The organism is Pseudocitrobacter vendiensis, assembly GCF_943590815.1.
In the GTDB taxonomy this organism is placed as follows: Bacteria; Pseudomonadota; Gammaproteobacteria; order Enterobacterales; family Enterobacteriaceae; genus Pseudocitrobacter; species Pseudocitrobacter vendiensis.
Window position 1 is genome coordinate 1 of record NZ_CALSBS010000006.1, and the last position, 16,567, is coordinate 16,567.

Here is a 16,567-nt window from a genome sequence, read left to right on the forward strand (position 1 = left end):
ATAGGGAGAGGGAACCGACCGAGCACTATTTAAATATTCGTGCGTTTTTCTCCCTCTTCCTATGGGAGAGGGCCGGGGTGAGGGGGACGCACAATTGCCTATGGCCGCTTAACAATATCCACCTTCAGCCCGGAACGCTCCAGTTGAGCCTGCTGCTCTGCCGCCAGCCCGTCATCGGTGATCACCCGGCTAAACTTCGTCATCGGCCCCAGCGGGTATGCGTGAGTGACGCCAAACTTGCTGCTGTCACTCAACGCAATCGCTTCACACTCTTTTTCCAGCACTGCATTCACCACATCAGCACGCATCATGTCGCGGCCCGTAAAGCCCGTTGCAGCCTGCCAGCCGTCGATACCGATAAACGCCTTGCTGAAATGGACCTGCTGGATGTACTGGCGAGTTAGTGGGCCAACCATGCTTTCGCTTTTCTTCTGGTAGATACCGCCAAGCAGGATAACTTCTGCCGGCATCTCTTTAAGCAGGTGAGCAATATAGCTACTGACGGTGATAATCGTGATATCCGGTTGCTCGGCAAGCGTACGCGCCAGCAGGGCATTACTGCTGCCGTTTTCGATGAACACCGTTTCGCCCGGAAGCACCAGTGATGCGGCAAAGCTTGCCAGCTCGCGCTTAAGCGCAAAATTATTCATCATGCGGGTTTCTACGTCTTCGCTGTCCAGTGGAACCGCAAAGCCATGGGTACGGCGCAGATAGCTCTCTTTCTCGAGCAGATTCAAATCCTGACGGATGGTGACCTCGGAGACGCCGGTCATTTTAGCCAGTTCGGCGACGCTCATGCGGCCTTTATCGATAACCATCTGTAGGATGGATTGTTGTCGGGCATTCATAATTAATTACGTATCAAAAGTCGGGGCGAAAACGCGCAGGCGCATTTCCGCGAGGTGAGCGGTGTCAGATTTCCCACGGGGATTTAGGCTGACCTGTTTGTGTATTTTGTTGATCGGCAATTTGTGCCAGCAGTTCAGCTTTAAGAATTTCCAGGTTATTGATTGCAGAGTGGTAATCACCTGCCACCAGAATATCGAGAACGGTATCAATACGTTGAGCAACCTGATGCGCATCAAGATTGGACATGGTGTAACCCTGTTTAGAAATTTGAATGAAATCAATGATGCTAAAAATAGCGGCAAAAGAGAAGAGAAAAAAATGGCAGACGATACAACATTAAGTGAAAAGCGGCTTCGTTTAACGAAGCCGCTGTTTTATCGGGCTTAAACCGCCGGACGGGCGATGATGCTGCGGGTTTCCATGCGCACTTCGGCGATGGTCACATCGATAACATCAGTCACTTTGTAAGCGACTTCGCCTTTGATCTGTACGGTACCGTTTTCCTGGCTGCAAACCATTTCGTCACGCACGGCGTGCAGGAACGGCGCTGGAATAAAGGCTACGGCGCCATTGTCGACCAGACGCACGCGCATACCGCCACGGCTGATATCGATAATTTCTGCCGCGAAGCGCGTTTCTTTGCCCGCCTGCGGGTGCAGATAGCGCGCGTACAGCCAGTCTGCGACGTCACGTTCCGCCATGCGGTTCAGGCGACGGCGCTCTGCCATTTGCACCGTAACATCATCCTGCGGACGCTGAGCGCTTTCGCCTTTGATGATTGCTTTCAGCAGGCGATGGTTAATCATATCGCCATATTTACGAATCGGTGAAGTCCAGGTTGCGTAGGCTTCAAGCCCCAGACCGAAATGTGGGCCTGGATCGATGCTGATTTCAGCGAACGACTGGAAGCGACGTATGCGGCTATCCAGGAAGCCTGACGGCTGGGCATCCAGCTCACGACGCAGCTTACAGAAGCCATTCAGGGTCAGGACTTCTTCCGGATCCACATGGACGTCGTGCGTCTTCAGCAACGCCGCCAGGGCTTCCGTATTCGCCGGATCAAAACCGGTATGCACGTTATAAATACCGAAACCGAGCTTGTCGCGCAGCACGCGAGCCGCACAGATGTTAGCCGCAATCATTGACTCTTCAACGATACGGTTAGCAATGCGGCGTGGTTCAGCCACGATATCCAGCACTTCACCTTTTTCACCCAGCACAAAGCGGTAGTCCGGACGGTCTTTAAACACCAGCGCGTGGGTTTTACGCCATTCGCTGCGCAACTGACACACACGTTCCAGAAGCGTGATTTGACGTGCGATAGTCTCGCTTTCCGGTTTCCAGTCGCCAGTTTTCTCCAGCCAGTTGGACACATCGTCGTAGGCCAGTTTGGCTTTCGATTCAATGGTTGCCGCGAAGAATTCGATGTTGTCTTCAATGGTGCCATCGGCGGCCAGCGTCATGCGACAGGCCAGCACCGGGCGAACCACGTTAGCGCGCAGCGAGCAGAGGTCGTCAGAAAGTTCACGCGGCAGCATCGGGATGTTAAAGCCCGTCAGATAGTTGGTAAACGCGCGCATTTTGGCGATGTTATCAAGCTTGCTGCCTGCGACGATCCATGCGGTTGGGTCGGCAATCGCCACGGTTAAGTTCAGCTTACTGTCGGCGGCTTCTTCCACATACAGCGCATCATCCATATCTTCGGTGCTGGCGCTATCGATGGTGACAAAGTCGAGGGCGGTAAGGTCGCGACGTTCCAGTCCTTCATCCTGCATCTCTGTTGCCACGCCATCCGGCGCTTCTTTTTCCAGATTATGACGGGCGAGGGTAACCCACCACGGCACGAAATGATCGTCGCCAAAGGTGATGAACTGGGTCAGTTCTGCGTAGAAGGTGCGATCGCCTTTCAGCGGGTGGCGGCGCATTTCTGCAACAGCCCAGTCGCCTTCTTTAAAATCATGATCCACGCCACGCTCGGCGCGACACGGAATGGAATCTTTGATCAACGGATGATCGGGAACAATAGAGAGACGGTCATCTTTGCGGTGCACGCGCCCGACAAAGCGGCTCAGGAACGGCTCGACCAGTTCTTCCGGTTCGGCGCTCTCTTTCTCTTTTTCAGAATGGATCACAGCGATAATGCGATCGCCGTGCATCACTTTTTTCATCTGCGGCGGCGGAATAAAGTAGCTTTTCTGCGCATCGACCTCGAGGAAACCGAAACCTTTTTCCGTGCCTTTGACAACCCCTTCCGCACGCGGCGTCTGGGAGTGAAGTTGCTGTTTTAGCTGCGCGAGCAGCGGGTTATCCTGAAGCATAATGATGTATTTTCTTGGCCAAAAGAGCGGCTGACAGTTTTACGCGATTCTCACTGTTGCGGCAAGCGCTCTTTCATCCTTTTACGCAGGTTGCCGCTCGCTTCTGAGCGCGATCCGCAGTCGATTTAACCAGCCAAATAGTGCGCTCCAGGCGAGCAGTGCCGTGCTCTCTTCCGTACTGACTCCGTTTTCCGTCAGCGACGCAAATTGCGCGGGGCTAAAACGGTCCGGCGCGCGCGTCAACAGGCCAATAGCCTGGGTCACGGCCTGTTCGCGCGGATATTGATGACACCACGCCTGCACGGCGCGATCGCCATTACGAATGGCATCGGGAAGCCCTCTGGCGCCTTGCCACTGCGTGCTGTAGTGATTGAAGCAGCTCACACTGCCGTTAATGCGGGCAGGGACCAGTGCCGCCAGAGCGTGCAAGGGTGGATTTGCGGGGAGCGTAGCGATTAACTGCCCAAGACCATCCAGAATCGTTTCCTCGTGCGCTAACAGTGGTGCTAACGCAGAGAGCATCGGCTGTGATTGCCAGCGTAGCAGTGATTGTGCCTGCGCTTTGCTGGCATAACGTGCATCGACGATGGGCAAATCGCTCAGCCATTCGCTTTCTGTCGCCACGAACACCTCAGCGGCGGCATCTTCCTGTGTTGGCATACCGGGGATCCAGCGAACGGGTTGCCCCAGTCGGGCCTGAAAAATAGCCACTACACGCGCCTGGAAGCCGACAAAACCCACAATCTGATTAATTAAAATGATGTCATAGGGGGTTAACCCGACATCGTCGAGTTGCTGTCGCGCCAGGGGCGTTATCACGGAAGGAGAACTGGCAAGCTGACGGGCGTACTGGGTAATTTGGGCAAGGCGATGGTTGCTTTCGCGTGACGAATCTGGGCCCGGGAGCGGCGCCAGGCGGGCGGCATAGTGATTACAGAGCCGTTGTACCCCGCAGACCTGTGCGACCGTCAGCGCGCTGCTCAGGCGGTCGTAGGCGCTGAAGGTTCGTAAGCGGCTGACAGCGACGTCATCAGGGAACAGTTCATTTGCCAGACCCCGACAGACGTTAAGCCAGGGAGTGCAGTCGCGGTGTAACGATTCCGGCAGCAGTAGCCCCAATAAAAAACGGTCTTCAACGTGAGCGGCTTCAGGCACAAGGGGCAGAACATCACTGTGTTGCGATCGGGACTGGGTCTCATGATACCAGTGGCTTTTACCGTAAGCGCGGCGTTGCTCCATGGGCATTCCTTGAATGGTAAGTGGCGAACCGATGCAAGAATGAGAGGCGACACCGGATCGTTATGGATAAATATCCTGGCGTAAGCGCGCGAGAGGAGAAAATATTGTTCGGTGCTAATTAATAACTTACTGGAATAACAGAGGGAAAACGGGGGGAGGGGAAACCCTTCCGCCAACGCGGAAGGGTAAAGAACTTATTTCAGTTCCAGTTCGTTCATTGCAGCGATGCTGAAGCCGCCATCAACGTGAACCACTTCACCGGAGATACCGGCAGAGAGGTTGGAGCACAGGAATGCAGCAGAGTTACCCACATCTTCAATGGTAACGGTACGACGAATCGGGGTAACCGCTTCGCAGTGCGCCAGCATTTTACGGAAATCTTTGATACCGGAAGCCGCCAGCGTACGGATCGGGCCCGCAGAGATGGCGTTAACACGAATACCTTCCGGACCCATAGCGTTAGCCATGTAGCGAACGTTAGCTTCCAGAGACGCTTTCGCCAGACCCATCACGTTGTAGTTAGGAATAGCACGTTCTGCACCCAGGTAGGACAGGGTCAGCAGAGCTGAATCCGGGTTCAGCATGCCGCGGCAGGCTTTCGCCATTGCAACAAAGCTGTATGCGCTGATGTCGTGCGCAATTTTGAAGCCTTCACGGGTGACGGCGTTAACGTAGTCGCCATCTAACTGGTCCGCTGGCGCGTAGCCGATAGAATGAACGAAACCGTCAAATTTCGGCCATACTTTCGCCAGTTCAGTGAACAGGGATTCGATGCTTTCATCTTCAGCCACGTCACACGGCAGCACGATGCTGGAGTTCAGTTGTGCAGCAAACTCTTCTACGCGGCCTTTCAGTTTCTCGTTCTGATAGGTGAACGCCAGTTCAGCCCCTTCACGGTGCATCGCTTGCGCAATACCGTATGCGATGGACAGTTTGCTGGCAACGCCAGTCACCAGAATGCGCTTACCGGAAAGAAAACCCATAGCTTTTAATCCTTATATTCATTGTTATGGCGACCTGCCTGAAAACGGCGAGCCGTCGTTAAATCGCGGCGATTCTAGCATGAGTCGCCGGGAGAGTTAATCCGACCACTTCATCTCTGTCGGATTGGACGTGAAAACTTTGCCAATGGCGTCTGACTATTATCTGTCTTTTCGCCACGCATCTGCCGTTAATGCCTCGCCAAAATGCCCGGCGATCAAGCGCTTAGTCAGATCGTGCAGCGGCGACGCCAGCACATCGGCGGTACTGCCGCGCTCGACCACTTCGCCCTGGTGCATCACCAGCACCTGGTCGCTAATATGCTTCATCATGCCTAAATGCTGGGTCACATAGATATATGAAATACCCTGTTTCTCCTGCAACTCCAGCATCAGGTTTACCAGCTGTGAGCGCATCGACATATCCAGCGAGGCCAGCGCTTCATCGCAGACAATCACTTTAGGACGCAGAATCAACGCGCGCGCCAGCCCCAGACGCTGTTTCTGTCCTGGCGCCAGCATATGTGGGTAATAGCTGACGTGATCCGGCAGCAGCCCAACCATACGCAACGTTTCAATGATCCGCTCACGGCGATCCTCCGCTTCAAGCTCGGTGTTCAGTCGCAGCGGGAAATCGAGAATCTGTGAGATTCGCTGACGCGGGTTCAGCGACGTTGACGGGTCCTGGAAAATCATACGAATACGCTGGCTACGGAACGAGTAATCGCCATAGTGCAGGGGATGATCATCAATCAGCAGCTCACCGGTGGTGGGCTCAATCATTCCGGCAAGCATTTTCGCCAGCGTCGATTTCCCCGAGCCGTTTTCGCCAATAATAGCCAGCGTCTGTTTTTCGCGTAGCGTAAAGCTAAGCGGTTTAACCGCCTGAAGCGTTTGACGATGAAACCAGCCAGTGCGATAGCGGAAAGTTTTACTCAGATTGCGTACTTCAAGTAATGTTTCGACCACGTCACTCTCTCTCCATGTTCAGCGGGAAATGACAGGCGAAAAGATGGTTTTTCGCACCGATCAAACGCGGCGTTTCAATGCATTCCCGCTGGGCATAAGGGCAACGCGGCCCCAGGCGGCAGCCAATCGGCAACTGTTCCAGCAACGGGATCGCGCCCGGCATGGTATTCAGGCGGCTTTTATGCGGCATCGGGCTTCCAAAGTCAGGGATGGCGCGAATCAACGCCTGGGTGTAGGGATGATGGGGAATGGTCACCAGATCTTCACTGGGCGCCGTTTCCACCGTTTGCCCGCAATACATGACGTTGATTTTATCCGCCCATTTGGTGAGCATCTGCAAATCATGTGAAATCAACAGAATCGTGGTGTTGTTGTTCTGGTTCAGGCGCGTCAGCAGGCGGAAAATCTGCGCCTGTGTGGTCGGCTCCATGGCGTTCGTCGGCTCATCGGCAATCAACAAACGCGGCTGATTCGCCAGGGCGGTGGCAATCATCACTTTCTGGCATTCACCTTCCGTCAGCTCGTACGGGAAGCTGCGCATGGCGTCTTTATGATCTTTAATCCCGACGCGGTGCAGCAGTTCGATGACACGACGCTTACGCCAGCCAAAACGCTGCCACCAGCGGCCTTTGTAGGTCCAGCCGGGGATATTCTGCTTGAGCTGCTTACCGATGCGTTCTGACGGGTCGAGACAGGATTGCGGCTCCTGGAAAATCATCGACACATTATGGCCCACCAGCTTGCGCCGCTCGCGGTTGGAAAGGCGGAGCAGGTCTATATCATCAAAACGCATACGGTCTGCGGTAACACGCCAGTTATCTTTATTGACGCCACAAATCGCTTTCGCGATCAGGCTTTTCCCCGAGCCGGATTCGCCAACCAGCCCGCGAATTTCGCCTTCAGCCAGCGTCATACTGACGCGGTCGACGGCTTTCACCCAGCCTTCGTTGGTTTTAAGCTCGATGGTTAAATTACGAATATCCAGTAACGGCATTATTCCACCCCCGCGTTAATGGCGCGACGAATACCGTCGCCCAGCAGGTTAACCAGCAGTACGCTAAACATGATCGCTGCACCCGGCAGCATCACCGTCCATGGCGCAACGTAGATAAGCTCCAGCGCATCGCCCAGCATCGCACCCCATTCCGGAGACGGCAGCTGTGCGCCAAGGTCGAGGAAACCGAGCGCGGCAATATCCAGAATCGCCATCGACAGCGCGCGGGTGATTTCCGTCACCAGCCCCGCGGCGATATTCGGTAAGATCGCGAACCACAAAATATTCAGCGTTGATGCGCCATCCAGACGGGCGGCTACCACATAGTCACGCTCAAGCTCATCATGCACCATGCTGTAGATGGAACGCACCATGCGCGGTAACAATGCCAGCCAGACGGCAAACATGGCATGCGACAGATGCGGGCCGGCGAAGGCGACGACGATAATCGCCAGCAGTAACGATGGAATAGAGAGCAGTGTATCAAGGATATGGTTCAGCATGGCGGAACGCAGGCCACGCGTTGACCCGGCGAGAACACCGAGCACCAGCCCGCACAGCGTGGCGGCCAGCGTCACCACAAAGGCACCGCCAACGGTCGGTGCAGCACCGCTCAGCAAGCGGCTCAGCACATCGCGCCCGAGATCGTCCGTACCAAGGAAGAAGGAGACTTCACCATAGCGCGACCACGACGGCGGCAGCAGTTGATAACCGAGAAACTGCTGATCGATACCATACGGCGCGAACCAGCTTCCGAATACGCACAGCAGCACCAGCCCGCCGCAGCCGTAAAGGCCAATCATCGCGGTGGTGTCGCCGTAGAATTTACGCCACACGGTGCGCAGCGCACCGGGCGGGCGCTTCTCAATGTAGACGCTATCGTAAGGCATACCATTCCTTATGTTTCAGAGGGTTAGCCATTGCACCCAAAATATCAGAGATGACGTTTACCACAATCACCAGAGCGCCAATTACCATTACGCCTGCAGAAATCGCGGCGTAATCTTGCTGGCGAATGGCGTTAATCATCCAGCGCCCCAGTCCGGGCCAGCTAAAGACCATTTCTGTAATCATCTCCAGCGTCAGCATGGTGGAGAATTGCAGCCCTAAACGCGGGATTACCGGCGGCAGCGCGTTATGCAGCACGTGGCGACGCAGGATGGTTAACCGGGAAACGCCGCGTGTGGCGGCGGCTTTCACGTAGTTGGAATCGAATACCGCCATGGTGCTTAAACGCATCAGGCGCACCACTTCGGTTGTGGGCGCCACCGCCAGCGTCAGAACCGGCAGCACCATATGACGCAGCGCGCTGGTAATCATCTCTTCACGCCAGGGGGAATCAGAGAGCCAGGCGTCAATCAGCGCAAATCCGGTCACGCTTTTAACCTGATAGAGCAGATCAAACCGCCCGGAAACCGGTAGCCAGCCGAGCGTAAGCGAGAAGAAGAGGGTGAACAGCAGCGCGAGCCAGAACACGGGCACAGAAAAACCGACCAGCGCCAGCGCACTGATTAATTTGTCCTGCCATTTATTGCGCGTAATACCGGCCACCATTCCCACTGGAATACCGACCAGCAGGGCAAAACCGAAGGCGAGGATACATAACTCCATCGTCGCCGGGAAAACCTCTTTTAGCTGTTCGGAAATCAGTTGACCGTTGATGCTCGAAACGCCGAAATCCCAGTGCAGCACGCCGTTAAACCAGAACACCAGCGCATTCCAGAACGATGCACCCTGTAAAGGCGCATGCGGCGTGAAATAGCTCAGGCTGAAGCCGACCAGTGCAAGAAAGAAGAGCGTCACCAGCAGAAGCAGTAAACGACGAAGGGTAAAAATGATCATGGCTTTTTCACCTTTTCTTCTTTCTCACGTGAGACGCCGGCAAACGAAGCGTTGCCGAACGGACTTAGCACCAGGCCTTTAATATCATAGCGATAAGCCTGTAAACGCAATGAAGAGGCCAGCGGCAGGACCGGCAATTCGCGCGCCAGGATCTGCTGGGCTTCATCGTAGGCATCGATGCGCGACGCCAGTTGCTGTGAAGCCAGCGCTTTGCGCAGCACGTCATCGAACTCGCGGTTACACCAGTGGGCAAAATTGGTTTGCGAGGATATGGCCGCACAGCTTAACAACGGGCGGAAGAAACTGTCCGGATCGTTACTGTCTGTCGCCCAACCGGATAACGTTAGATCATGGTTCATATCCATCAGGCGCGCCTCCTGGAAACGGCCTTCAACTGGCACAATCACTACCTTCACACCAACCTGTGCCATATCGGCCTGAATCAGTTCGGCGGTTTTCAGCGGGCTGGGGTTCCATGCCTGGGAACTGGTCGGCACCCATAACTGAAGCGTCAGGTTTTCCGCACCCAGCGACTTCAGCAACTGACGTGATTTTTCCGGATTGTATTCGGTAATTTTAGCCTCATTATCGTAAGCCCAGGAGGCACGAGGCAAAATTGAGGCCGCAGTTTCCGCCGTACCATAATAAATCGACTGCATCAGGCGCTGGTTATTAATTGACAGGGCCAGCGCGTGGCGAATTTCCGGATTATTCAGCGGCGGTTTATCAGTATTAAACGCCAGATAAGCGATGTTCATCCCCGGACGTAGCGTCAGGCGCAGACGTGGGTCGTCACGCAGAATGGTCAACTGACTGGCAGCAGGCCAGGCCAGTACGTCACATTCACCGGTCAGCAATTTCGATAAGCGACCGGTTCCGCCGGAGCCTAAGTCAACAACAACCTGCGGCATCAAAGGCTTACCACGCCAGAAATTTTCGTGACGTTGTAACCGAATGTATTGCCCGGTGCGATACTCATCGAGCAGGAATGGCCCTGTACCTACTGGCTGGCGATCGAGTAGCTCTTCGCGATCTTGCTTCGCCAGTTGATTGGCATATTCCGAGGACATGACGGAAGCGTAGTGGGTTGCCAGGTGCCATAAGAAGGAGGCATCCGGGCGATTAAGACGAAATTCTACCGTGTGGCTGTCGAGTTTACGTACGCTCTGAACGGTATCGGCGAATTGCAAACTGTCGAAATACGGGAAGTTGCCGCCATTGACGTTATGCCAGGGGTGATTACGGTCAAAAATACGCTCGAAGGTGAAGACGACATCGTCTGCATTGAGGTTTCTGGACGGTTTAAACCAGCGAGTGGTCTGGAACTGCACGTCGTTGCGCAGGTGGAAGCGGTAGGTTGCGCCGTTATCCAGCACCTCCCAGCGTTCCGCCAGTTCCGGAACCAGACGATAAGTATACGGGTCGACATCCAGCAGGCGATCATAAAGCTGAGCCGCCAGCGTGTCGACGATAAGACCGCTGCCTGCTTTTTGCGGGTTAAACGTGTTGACCTGCCCACTGACACAGTAGACAAAGCCGCTATCGCGAATGTCGGCATTGGCGGGCAGGGAAGCGGGCGGCGCGGCAATCGCCTGGCCACAAACTAACCCCACTGCCGCCATGAGTGATGACAAATTCAGGCGCATAATTCTTTTGTATTTTAGAGTGATCTGCAAAGTGTATCGCACTTCAGGCACTCAGGTACAAATGTCTGAAAACAACTGCTGAAAAAGCCGTCAGATTACAGGGGGAATTCGCCCAATGGGGGATATTACGGAACATAAAAGCCTATGGCTATGCAATTCATTGACGTTACAGTTGCTGTTTTTTTATCCGTTTTCTCGGTCGATTAAACCAGGACATTACCCCTGACAAAAGCAGCACCACCCACACGCATTCGTGTAAAAACACGCCGATATAGACGCGATTGAAGATGAAAAGCAGGTACAGGATCGTTACACAGCAAAAAATCGTGAAGCTATAGCGAAAGGTTTTAGCGCGCATTATGAGGTTTCATTTGATAAAGATAAGTAAGTATACGATCACAACCGCATGTATACGTAATCAGTTTTTGCTTAAGCAGTCAGTCCACTTCAGGCATCCCTTGACCTAAACTTTACCTAACCCCTTTTCTCAACTTATCGACGACGATAGGAGGTAATAATGAGCCTCTATCAACGTATTCATGGCGACCTCTGGCGCAATATCTGGGTGGTGGGCGATCTCCACGGTTGCTACGGGTTATTGATGCACCATCTTGACCGCGTTGCGTTTCAGCCGATGCAGGATCTGCTGATTTCGGTGGGAGATTTAATTGATAGGGGAAGTGAAGATCTAGAATGCCTGATGTTGCTGAATCAGCCCTGGTTCCGGGCGGTGCGCGGCAATCATGAGGAGATGATGCTGGACGCGCTGGAGGGGAGCGGTCATGCAAATCTGTGGGTGGCCAACGGTGGCGGATGGTATTTTGACCTGAATGTAAACGAGCAACATCGCGTGAAAACGCTGCTGTATCGTATTGCCGAATTACCGTTGATTATCGAAGTGGTGACCGGGGATAAAAAAATGGTTATCTGTCATGCGGACTACCCGGACGATCATTATGCCTTCAACAAACCGGTTAACCCTTTTCAGGTGGTGTGGAACCGCCGGCGCATCAACCGCGCCCAGCGCGGTTCCATGAGTTTGATTGGTGGGGCCGATCAGTTTTTCTTCGGCCACACGCCTGTACGTAAACCCTTTAAATCAGCCAATCAGCTCTACATCGATACGGGCGCCGTGTTTTGCGGCAACCTGACGCTGATTCAGCTTCAGCATCGCGTTAAAGCTGGTGCTTCTTCAGTAACGCCCGTAACTGGTGATAGGTGAGCCCAAGCAATTCCGCCGCCTGCTTCTGATTAAACCGCGCCTGCTGCAAACTCTTTTGCAGCAGATCTTTTTCCTGATCCAACTGAAACTGGCGTAAATCGAGCGGTAATTCAGGCGCGTTCTGGCTGCTTTTTTCTACGGCTTTTGGCTCACTTTGCCGTTGAAACGGATCGATAATAATGTCGTCCAGCGGGATGTCGCTGCTGCCATGGCGATAGACCGAGCGCTCTACAACGTTTTTCAGTTCGCGAATATTCCCTGGCCAGCGATAGCCCATCAATGTTTCGCGTGCGTGCTCGGTGAAACCTGGAAACAGCGGCATTCCGAGCTCACGACACATCTGAATAGCGAAATGATTCGCCATTAACATGATATCGCTTTGACGTTCACGTAGCGGCGGCAGTTGCACCACATCAAAAGCTAACCGGTCAAGCAGGTCGGCGCGGAACGTACCGTCTTCCACCATCTGCGGTAAATCGGCGTTGGTGGCGCACACCAGACGCACATTAACCTGCAACGGCTGGCTGCCGCCGACGCGCTCCAGCTCGCCATATTCAATCACGCGCAGCAGTTTTTCCTGCACCAGCATCGGCGCGGTCGCCAGCTCATCAAGAAACAGTGTGCCGCCGTCAGCGCGTTCAAAACGCCCCGGGTGGCGCTTTTGCGCGCCGGTAAATGCGCCTGCTTCGTGGCCGAATAACTCCGAATCAAGCAGATTTTCATTTAGCGCCGCGCAGTTAAGCGAGATAAACGGCCCTTGCCAGCAGGAGGAGAGATAATGCAGACGGTTAGCAATCAGCTCTTTCCCCGTACCGCGTTCACCGATGATTAACACCGGTTTATCCAGTGGCGCGAGGCGTGAAACCTGCTCCAGTACTTCCAGAAAGCGGTTGGCTTCGCCGAGAAGATTGTCTTTGTATTCTGCCATGATGAAATTCACCACTTGTTAGTGTAATTCGCTAATTCACTCTACGTCTAAAGCGGGTGAATTTCAATCACCTTAAGTAGAATCAATAAGATACAAAGTTGGCACGCGAATTGTATTATCCATACAGCAGGCTAATGCCTAAAACAGAAATTATGAGGACTATATTATGGGTATCTTTTCTCGTTTTGCCGACATCGTGAACGCCAACATCAACTCCCTGCTGGAGAAAGCGGAAGACCCGCAAAAGCTGGTACGTCTGATGATTCAGGAAATGGAAGACACGCTGGTGGAAGTGCGCTCTACATCGGCGCGTGCGCTGGCAGAGAAGAAAGATCTGACGCGTCGCGTTGAGAAAGCCTTTGCACAGCAGGCCGAATGGCAGGAAAAAGCCGAACTGGCACTGCGTAAAGAGAAAGAAGATCTGGCGCGTGCGGCATTGATCGAAAAGCAGAAGCTGACTGATTTAATCACCACCCTGGAACATGAAATTACTCTGGTGGATGAAACTCTGGCGCGCATGAAGAAAGAGATTGGCGAGCTGGAAAATAAACTGAGCGAAACGCGCGCTCGTCAACAGGCGCTGGCATTGCGTCATCAGGCGGCAAATTCGTCCCGCGATGTGCGTCGTCAGTTAGACAGCGGTAAACTCGATCAGGCGATGGCGCGTTTTGAATCCTTTGAACGCCGCATCGACCATATGGAAGCGGAAGCTGAGAGCCACCGTTTCGGTAAACAACCGTCGCTGGATCAGCAATTTGCCGAGCTGAAAGCCGATGATGAAATCAGCGAACAGCTGGCGCAGTTGAAAGCCAAAATGAAACAGGACAATCAATAATTATTCAGGCGGCACGCGGCGTGCCGCTGCTCATCATTGTAAGGAGTACCTATGAGCGCGCTTTTTCTTGCCATTCCGCTGACACTGTTTATGTTGTTTGTTCTGCCGGTATGGATTTGGCTGCATTATAGCAACCGCTCACGCAGCAGTGGATTAACGCAAAATGAACAGCAACGTCTGTTACGCCTCACCGATGATGCCCAGCGTATGCGCGAACGTATCCAGGCACTTGAAGCCATTCTGGACGCTGAGCACCCGAACTGGAGGGATAAATAATGGCCTTAGATTTTAATAAAAAACTGTGGCGTATCCCCCCGCAGGGCATGGTGAAAGGGGTTTGCGCAGGTATTGCCCACTACCTGGATGTCCCGGTAAAGCTGGTGCGAATTATCACCGTGCTGGCGATGTTATTTGGCCTGTTTTTCTTTGTGGTTGTCGCCTACCTCATTCTGACTTTCGCGCTTGATCCGATCCCCGAAGGTGCGATGGGCGAGGCGAATAGCCCTACCAGCAGTGAATTGTTGGATGCGGTGGATGCACAGCTTGCGGCAGGCGAACAGCGCCTGCGTGAGATGGAACGCTACGTCACGTCCGATACTTTTTCACTGCGTAGCCGTTTTCGTCAACTGTAATTGAGGATACACATGAATACTCGCTGGCAACGTGCCGGGCAACAGGTAAAACCCGGTTTAAAAATCGCAGGTAAACTGGTGCTTCTGACCGCGTTACGTTACGGCCCGGCAGGGGTTGCTGGCTGGGCGGTGAAATCTGTCGCCCGACGTCCGTTGAAGATGCTTCTGGCCGTGGCGCTGGAGCCTTTACTCAGCCGCGCGGCGGCGAAACTGTCTAAGCGTTACGCCGGACAGAAACGTTAACCGTATTTACGCTAAAAAATAACATTCAATTCATACTCCTGCCATTAATTTGCGGCAGCTCACAAATACGATTTTTGGGCTGCTCAATCTCCTTTTAACCCTCTTTTTACGACACCTGGTTTATTGACAGTCTATTTTTCGCAGAGTAGTCTTCTCATTCGTGGGACCGCTACCATGGAAAGAGGAAAATGGACCAAACAATCAAAAATCTACTTTTAAACATCTATGGAGAGTCATTTCCGCAGACTTACCTTGAAAAGCTCGGAAAGCGTATTGATAACGCCAGAGAATTTATTAAAACAAATAAGTCTCACTGGGATGAAAGCGATGTCGTCCTGATTACGTACGCCGATAAATTTAGTAGTGAGGGTAAAAAACCGCTTCCAACCTTCAATTACTTTTATCGTAAATGGCTGGGGGATATTTTCTCTCATGTCCATTTGTTGCCATTTTACCCATGGTCATCTGATGATGGATTTTCGGTAATTGATTATCATCAGGTCGCCAGTGAAGCAGGGGAGTGGCAGGATATTCAGCAGCTCGGTGAATGCAGTCATTTGATGTTTGATTTTGTCTGCAACCACATGTCGGCTAAAAGTGAATGGTTTAAAAACTATTTACAACAAAAGCCAGGCTTTGAAGACTTTTTCATTGCTGTTGACCCGCAAACCGATCTTAGCGCCGTCACTCGCCCACGCGCGTTACCCTTATTAACGCCGTTTAAAATGCACGATAATTCAACGCGCCATTTATGGACGACCTTTAGCGACGATCAAATTGACCTCAATTATCGCAGCCCAGATGTATTACTGGCGATGGTAGATGTGCTGTTGTGTTACCTGGAAAAAGGCGCAGAGTATGTCCGTCTGGACGCCGTTGGCTTTATGTGGAAAGAGCCGGGAACGTGTTGCATCCACCTGGATAAAACACATCAAATTATCAAACTGTTACGCGCCATTACTGACAGCGTCGCGCCGGGGACGGTCATCATTACTGAGACCAATGTCCCGCATAAAGACAACATTGCTTACTTTGGCAACGGCGATGACGAAGCGCATATGGTGTACCAGTTCTCACTGCCGCCGCTGGTGTTACATGCGGTGCAAAAACAGAACGTCGAGGCGCTGTGCCAGTGGGCGCAAAGTCTGACGTTGCCTTCCAGCAAAACCACCTGGTTTAACTTCCTCGCGTCTCATGATGGTATTGGGCTTAACCCACTGCGAGGCTTGTTGCCTGAAAGCGAGATATTAGCGCTAGTCGAGGCGTTACAGCAGGAAGGGGCATTAGTAAACTGGAAAAATAATCCCGATGGTACGCGCAGTCCGTATGAAATGAATGTGACCTACATGGACGCATTGAGCCATCGCGATTGCAGTGACGAAGAACGCTGTGCCCGGTTTATTCTTGCTCATGCCATATTGTTAACCTTTCCCGGTGTGCCTGCTGTCTATATTCAAAGTATTCTGGGTTCGCGTAATGATTACGCTGGTGTCGAAAAACTGGGATATAACCGTGCGATTAACCGTAAAAAATATCGTAGTGAAGAGATAGCCAGTGAACTGAACGATGAAACGACACTCAGGCACGCAGTATATCATCAATTGTCGCATTTAATTACGCTTCGTCGCCGTCATAAAGAATTTCATCCGGATAATAGTTTTACCATTGATACGGTTAATTCATCTGTAATGCGTATTCGAAGAAGCACTGCAACCGGTGATTATCTGACGGGGTTGTTTAATGTCAGTGAAAATATTCAGCATATAAATATTACTGACCTGCACGGTCAGGATCTGATTAGTGAAGTTGATATAGTGGGTAATGAAATAACGCTGCGCCCCTGGCAGGTTATGTGGATTAAATAAAAAGG

The 16,567-nt window shown here is 52.8% G+C and carries 18 protein-coding genes; 7 read left to right on the top strand and 11 right to left on the bottom strand.

Annotated elements, in window-relative coordinates; genetic code table 11:
• Positions 1-98 precede the first annotated feature (98 nt).
• Complete coding sequence (yciT, locus tag NMC31_RS08400; protein ID WP_253897607.1) at positions 99-848, bottom strand: DNA-binding transcriptional regulator YciT; 750 nt, start codon at positions 846-848, stop codon at positions 99-101.
• Positions 849-912: 64 nt separating this feature from the next.
• Entirely contained in the window at positions 913-1,095 is a 183-nt protein-coding gene (locus NMC31_RS08405; protein WP_015964632.1) for a YciZ family protein, read from the bottom strand.
• On the opposite strand from NMC31_RS08405, the gene NMC31_RS08410 reads away from it, so the two are divergent.
• Positions 1,075-1,236, top strand: a complete 162-nt coding sequence (locus NMC31_RS08410) for a hypothetical protein (protein WP_188016898.1) — start codon at positions 1,075-1,077, stop codon at positions 1,234-1,236. The genes NMC31_RS08405 and NMC31_RS08410 overlap by 21 nt on opposite strands.
• On the opposite strand, the gene NMC31_RS08415 is transcribed toward NMC31_RS08410, so the two are convergent.
• The 8 genes from NMC31_RS08415 to sapA all read right to left on the bottom strand — a co-directional run bounded on the left by NMC31_RS08415 (position 1,233) and on the right by sapA (position 10,837).
• Complete coding sequence (locus tag NMC31_RS08415; protein WP_253897608.1) at positions 1,233-3,167, bottom strand: exoribonuclease II; 1,935 nt, start codon at positions 3,165-3,167, stop codon at positions 1,233-1,235. The two genes, NMC31_RS08410 and NMC31_RS08415, sit on opposite strands and share 4 nt — an antisense overlap.
• An 81-nt stretch (positions 3,168-3,248) precedes the next feature.
• A complete protein-coding gene (locus NMC31_RS08420; protein ID WP_253897609.1) occupies positions 3,249-4,406 on the bottom strand; it encodes a CMD domain-containing protein in 1,158 nt (385 codons plus the stop codon).
• A 194-nt stretch (positions 4,407-4,600) separates the two neighbouring features.
• Positions 4,601-5,389, bottom strand: coding sequence for an enoyl-ACP reductase FabI (gene fabI, locus NMC31_RS08425; protein WP_149464616.1), 789 nt, complete (start codon positions 5,387-5,389; stop codon positions 4,601-4,603).
• Between the two features lie 159 nt (positions 5,390-5,548).
• Positions 5,549-6,355 carry a putrescine export ABC transporter ATP-binding protein SapF gene (sapF, locus tag NMC31_RS08430; RefSeq protein ID WP_253897610.1) on the bottom strand — a complete coding sequence of 269 codons (807 nt, stop codon included), beginning with the start codon at positions 6,353-6,355 and terminating at the stop codon, positions 5,549-5,551.
• Between the two features lies 1 nt (position 6,356).
• Complete coding sequence (sapD, locus tag NMC31_RS08435; RefSeq protein WP_253897611.1) at positions 6,357-7,349, bottom strand: putrescine export ABC transporter ATP-binding protein SapD; 993 nt, start codon at positions 7,347-7,349, stop codon at positions 6,357-6,359.
• On the bottom strand, positions 7,349-8,239 hold the full coding sequence (gene sapC / locus NMC31_RS08440) for a putrescine export ABC transporter permease SapC (RefSeq protein ID WP_149464617.1): 891 nt from the start codon (positions 8,237-8,239) through the stop codon (positions 7,349-7,351). Before sapC ends, sapD begins: the two co-directional genes overlap by 1 nt.
• On the bottom strand, positions 8,226-9,191 hold the full coding sequence (sapB, locus tag NMC31_RS08445) for a putrescine export ABC transporter permease SapB (RefSeq protein WP_253897612.1): 966 nt from the start codon (positions 9,189-9,191) through the stop codon (positions 8,226-8,228). Before sapB ends, sapC begins: the two co-directional genes overlap by 14 nt.
• On the bottom strand, positions 9,188-10,837 hold the full coding sequence (gene sapA / locus NMC31_RS08450; RefSeq protein ID WP_253897613.1) for an ABC transporter substrate-binding protein SapA: 1,650 nt from the start codon (positions 10,835-10,837) through the stop codon (positions 9,188-9,190). The genes sapB and sapA overlap by 4 nt, the downstream gene beginning before the upstream one ends.
• 517 nt (positions 10,838-11,354) lie before the next feature.
• On the opposite strand from sapA, the gene NMC31_RS08455 reads away from it, so the two are divergent.
• On the top strand, positions 11,355-12,059 hold the full coding sequence (locus NMC31_RS08455) for a metallophosphoesterase (RefSeq protein ID WP_253897614.1): 705 nt from the start codon (positions 11,355-11,357) through the stop codon (positions 12,057-12,059).
• Here NMC31_RS08455 and pspF read toward each other — a convergent pair.
• Positions 12,013-13,002, bottom strand: coding sequence for a phage shock protein operon transcriptional activator (gene pspF / locus NMC31_RS08460; protein ID WP_253897615.1), 990 nt, complete (start codon positions 13,000-13,002; stop codon positions 12,013-12,015). The two genes, NMC31_RS08455 and pspF, sit on opposite strands and share 47 nt — an antisense overlap.
• Positions 13,003-13,153: 151 nt before the next feature.
• Here pspF and pspA point away from each other — a divergent pair, with 151 nt between their 5' ends.
• From pspA to NMC31_RS08485, 5 genes are all read left to right on the top strand, one after another.
• The gene (gene pspA / locus NMC31_RS08465) at positions 13,154-13,822 is read left to right on the top strand and encodes a phage shock protein PspA (RefSeq protein ID WP_015964616.1); all 669 of its coding nucleotides are present in this window, start codon (positions 13,154-13,156) and stop codon (positions 13,820-13,822) included.
• A 51-nt stretch (positions 13,823-13,873) separates the two neighbouring features.
• A complete protein-coding gene (gene pspB / locus NMC31_RS08470; protein WP_253897616.1) occupies positions 13,874-14,098 on the top strand; it encodes an envelope stress response membrane protein PspB in 225 nt (74 codons plus the stop codon).
• Positions 14,095-14,454: an envelope stress response membrane protein PspC gene (gene pspC, locus NMC31_RS08475; RefSeq protein ID WP_253897751.1), complete on the top strand. Its 360-nt coding sequence runs from the start codon at positions 14,095-14,097 to the stop codon at positions 14,452-14,454. Before pspB ends, pspC begins: the two co-directional genes overlap by 4 nt.
• Before the next feature lie 12 nt (positions 14,455-14,466).
• Positions 14,467-14,697, top strand: a complete 231-nt coding sequence (gene pspD, locus NMC31_RS08480; RefSeq protein ID WP_253897617.1) for a phage shock protein PspD — start codon at positions 14,467-14,469, stop codon at positions 14,695-14,697.
• A 188-nt stretch (positions 14,698-14,885) separates the two neighbouring features.
• Positions 14,886-16,562, top strand: a complete 1,677-nt coding sequence (locus tag NMC31_RS08485; protein ID WP_253897618.1) for a sugar phosphorylase — start codon at positions 14,886-14,888, stop codon at positions 16,560-16,562.
• Positions 16,563-16,567 lie beyond the last annotated feature (5 nt).

Bases quoted from the DNA above. Each gene is read 5' to 3' on its own strand.
- yciT (WP_253897607.1), bottom strand. From the start codon at position 848: ATGAATGCCCGACAACAATCCATCCTACAGATGGTTATCGATAAAGGC.
- NMC31_RS08410 (WP_188016898.1), top strand. From the start codon at position 1,075: ATGCGCATCAAGATTGGACATGGTGTAACCCTGTTTAGAAATTTGAAT.
- NMC31_RS08405 (WP_015964632.1), bottom strand. From the start codon at position 1,095: ATGTCCAATCTTGATGCGCATCAGGTTGCTCAACGTATTGATACCGTT.
- NMC31_RS08415 (WP_253897608.1), bottom strand. From the start codon at position 3,167: ATGCTTCAGGATAACCCGCTGCTCGCGCAGCTAAAACAGCAACTTCAC.
- NMC31_RS08420 (WP_253897609.1), bottom strand. From the start codon at position 4,406: ATGGAGCAACGCCGCGCTTACGGTAAAAGCCACTGGTATCATGAGACC.
- fabI (WP_149464616.1), bottom strand. From the start codon at position 5,389: ATGGGTTTTCTTTCCGGTAAGCGCATTCTGGTGACTGGCGTTGCCAGC.
- sapD (WP_253897611.1), bottom strand. From the start codon at position 7,349: ATGCCGTTACTGGATATTCGTAATTTAACCATCGAGCTTAAAACCAAC.
- sapC (WP_149464617.1), bottom strand. From the start codon at position 8,239: ATGCCTTACGATAGCGTCTACATTGAGAAGCGCCCGCCCGGTGCGCTG.
- sapB (WP_253897612.1), bottom strand. From the start codon at position 9,191: ATGATCATTTTTACCCTTCGTCGTTTACTGCTTCTGCTGGTGACGCTC.
- sapA (WP_253897613.1), bottom strand. From the start codon at position 10,837: ATGCGCCTGAATTTGTCATCACTCATGGCGGCAGTGGGGTTAGTTTGT.
- NMC31_RS08455 (WP_253897614.1), top strand. From the start codon at position 11,355: ATGAGCCTCTATCAACGTATTCATGGCGACCTCTGGCGCAATATCTGG.
- pspA (WP_015964616.1), top strand. From the start codon at position 13,154: ATGGGTATCTTTTCTCGTTTTGCCGACATCGTGAACGCCAACATCAAC.
- pspB (WP_253897616.1), top strand. From the start codon at position 13,874: ATGAGCGCGCTTTTTCTTGCCATTCCGCTGACACTGTTTATGTTGTTT.
- pspD (WP_253897617.1), top strand. From the start codon at position 14,467: ATGAATACTCGCTGGCAACGTGCCGGGCAACAGGTAAAACCCGGTTTA.
- NMC31_RS08485 (WP_253897618.1), top strand. From the start codon at position 14,886: ATGGACCAAACAATCAAAAATCTACTTTTAAACATCTATGGAGAGTCA.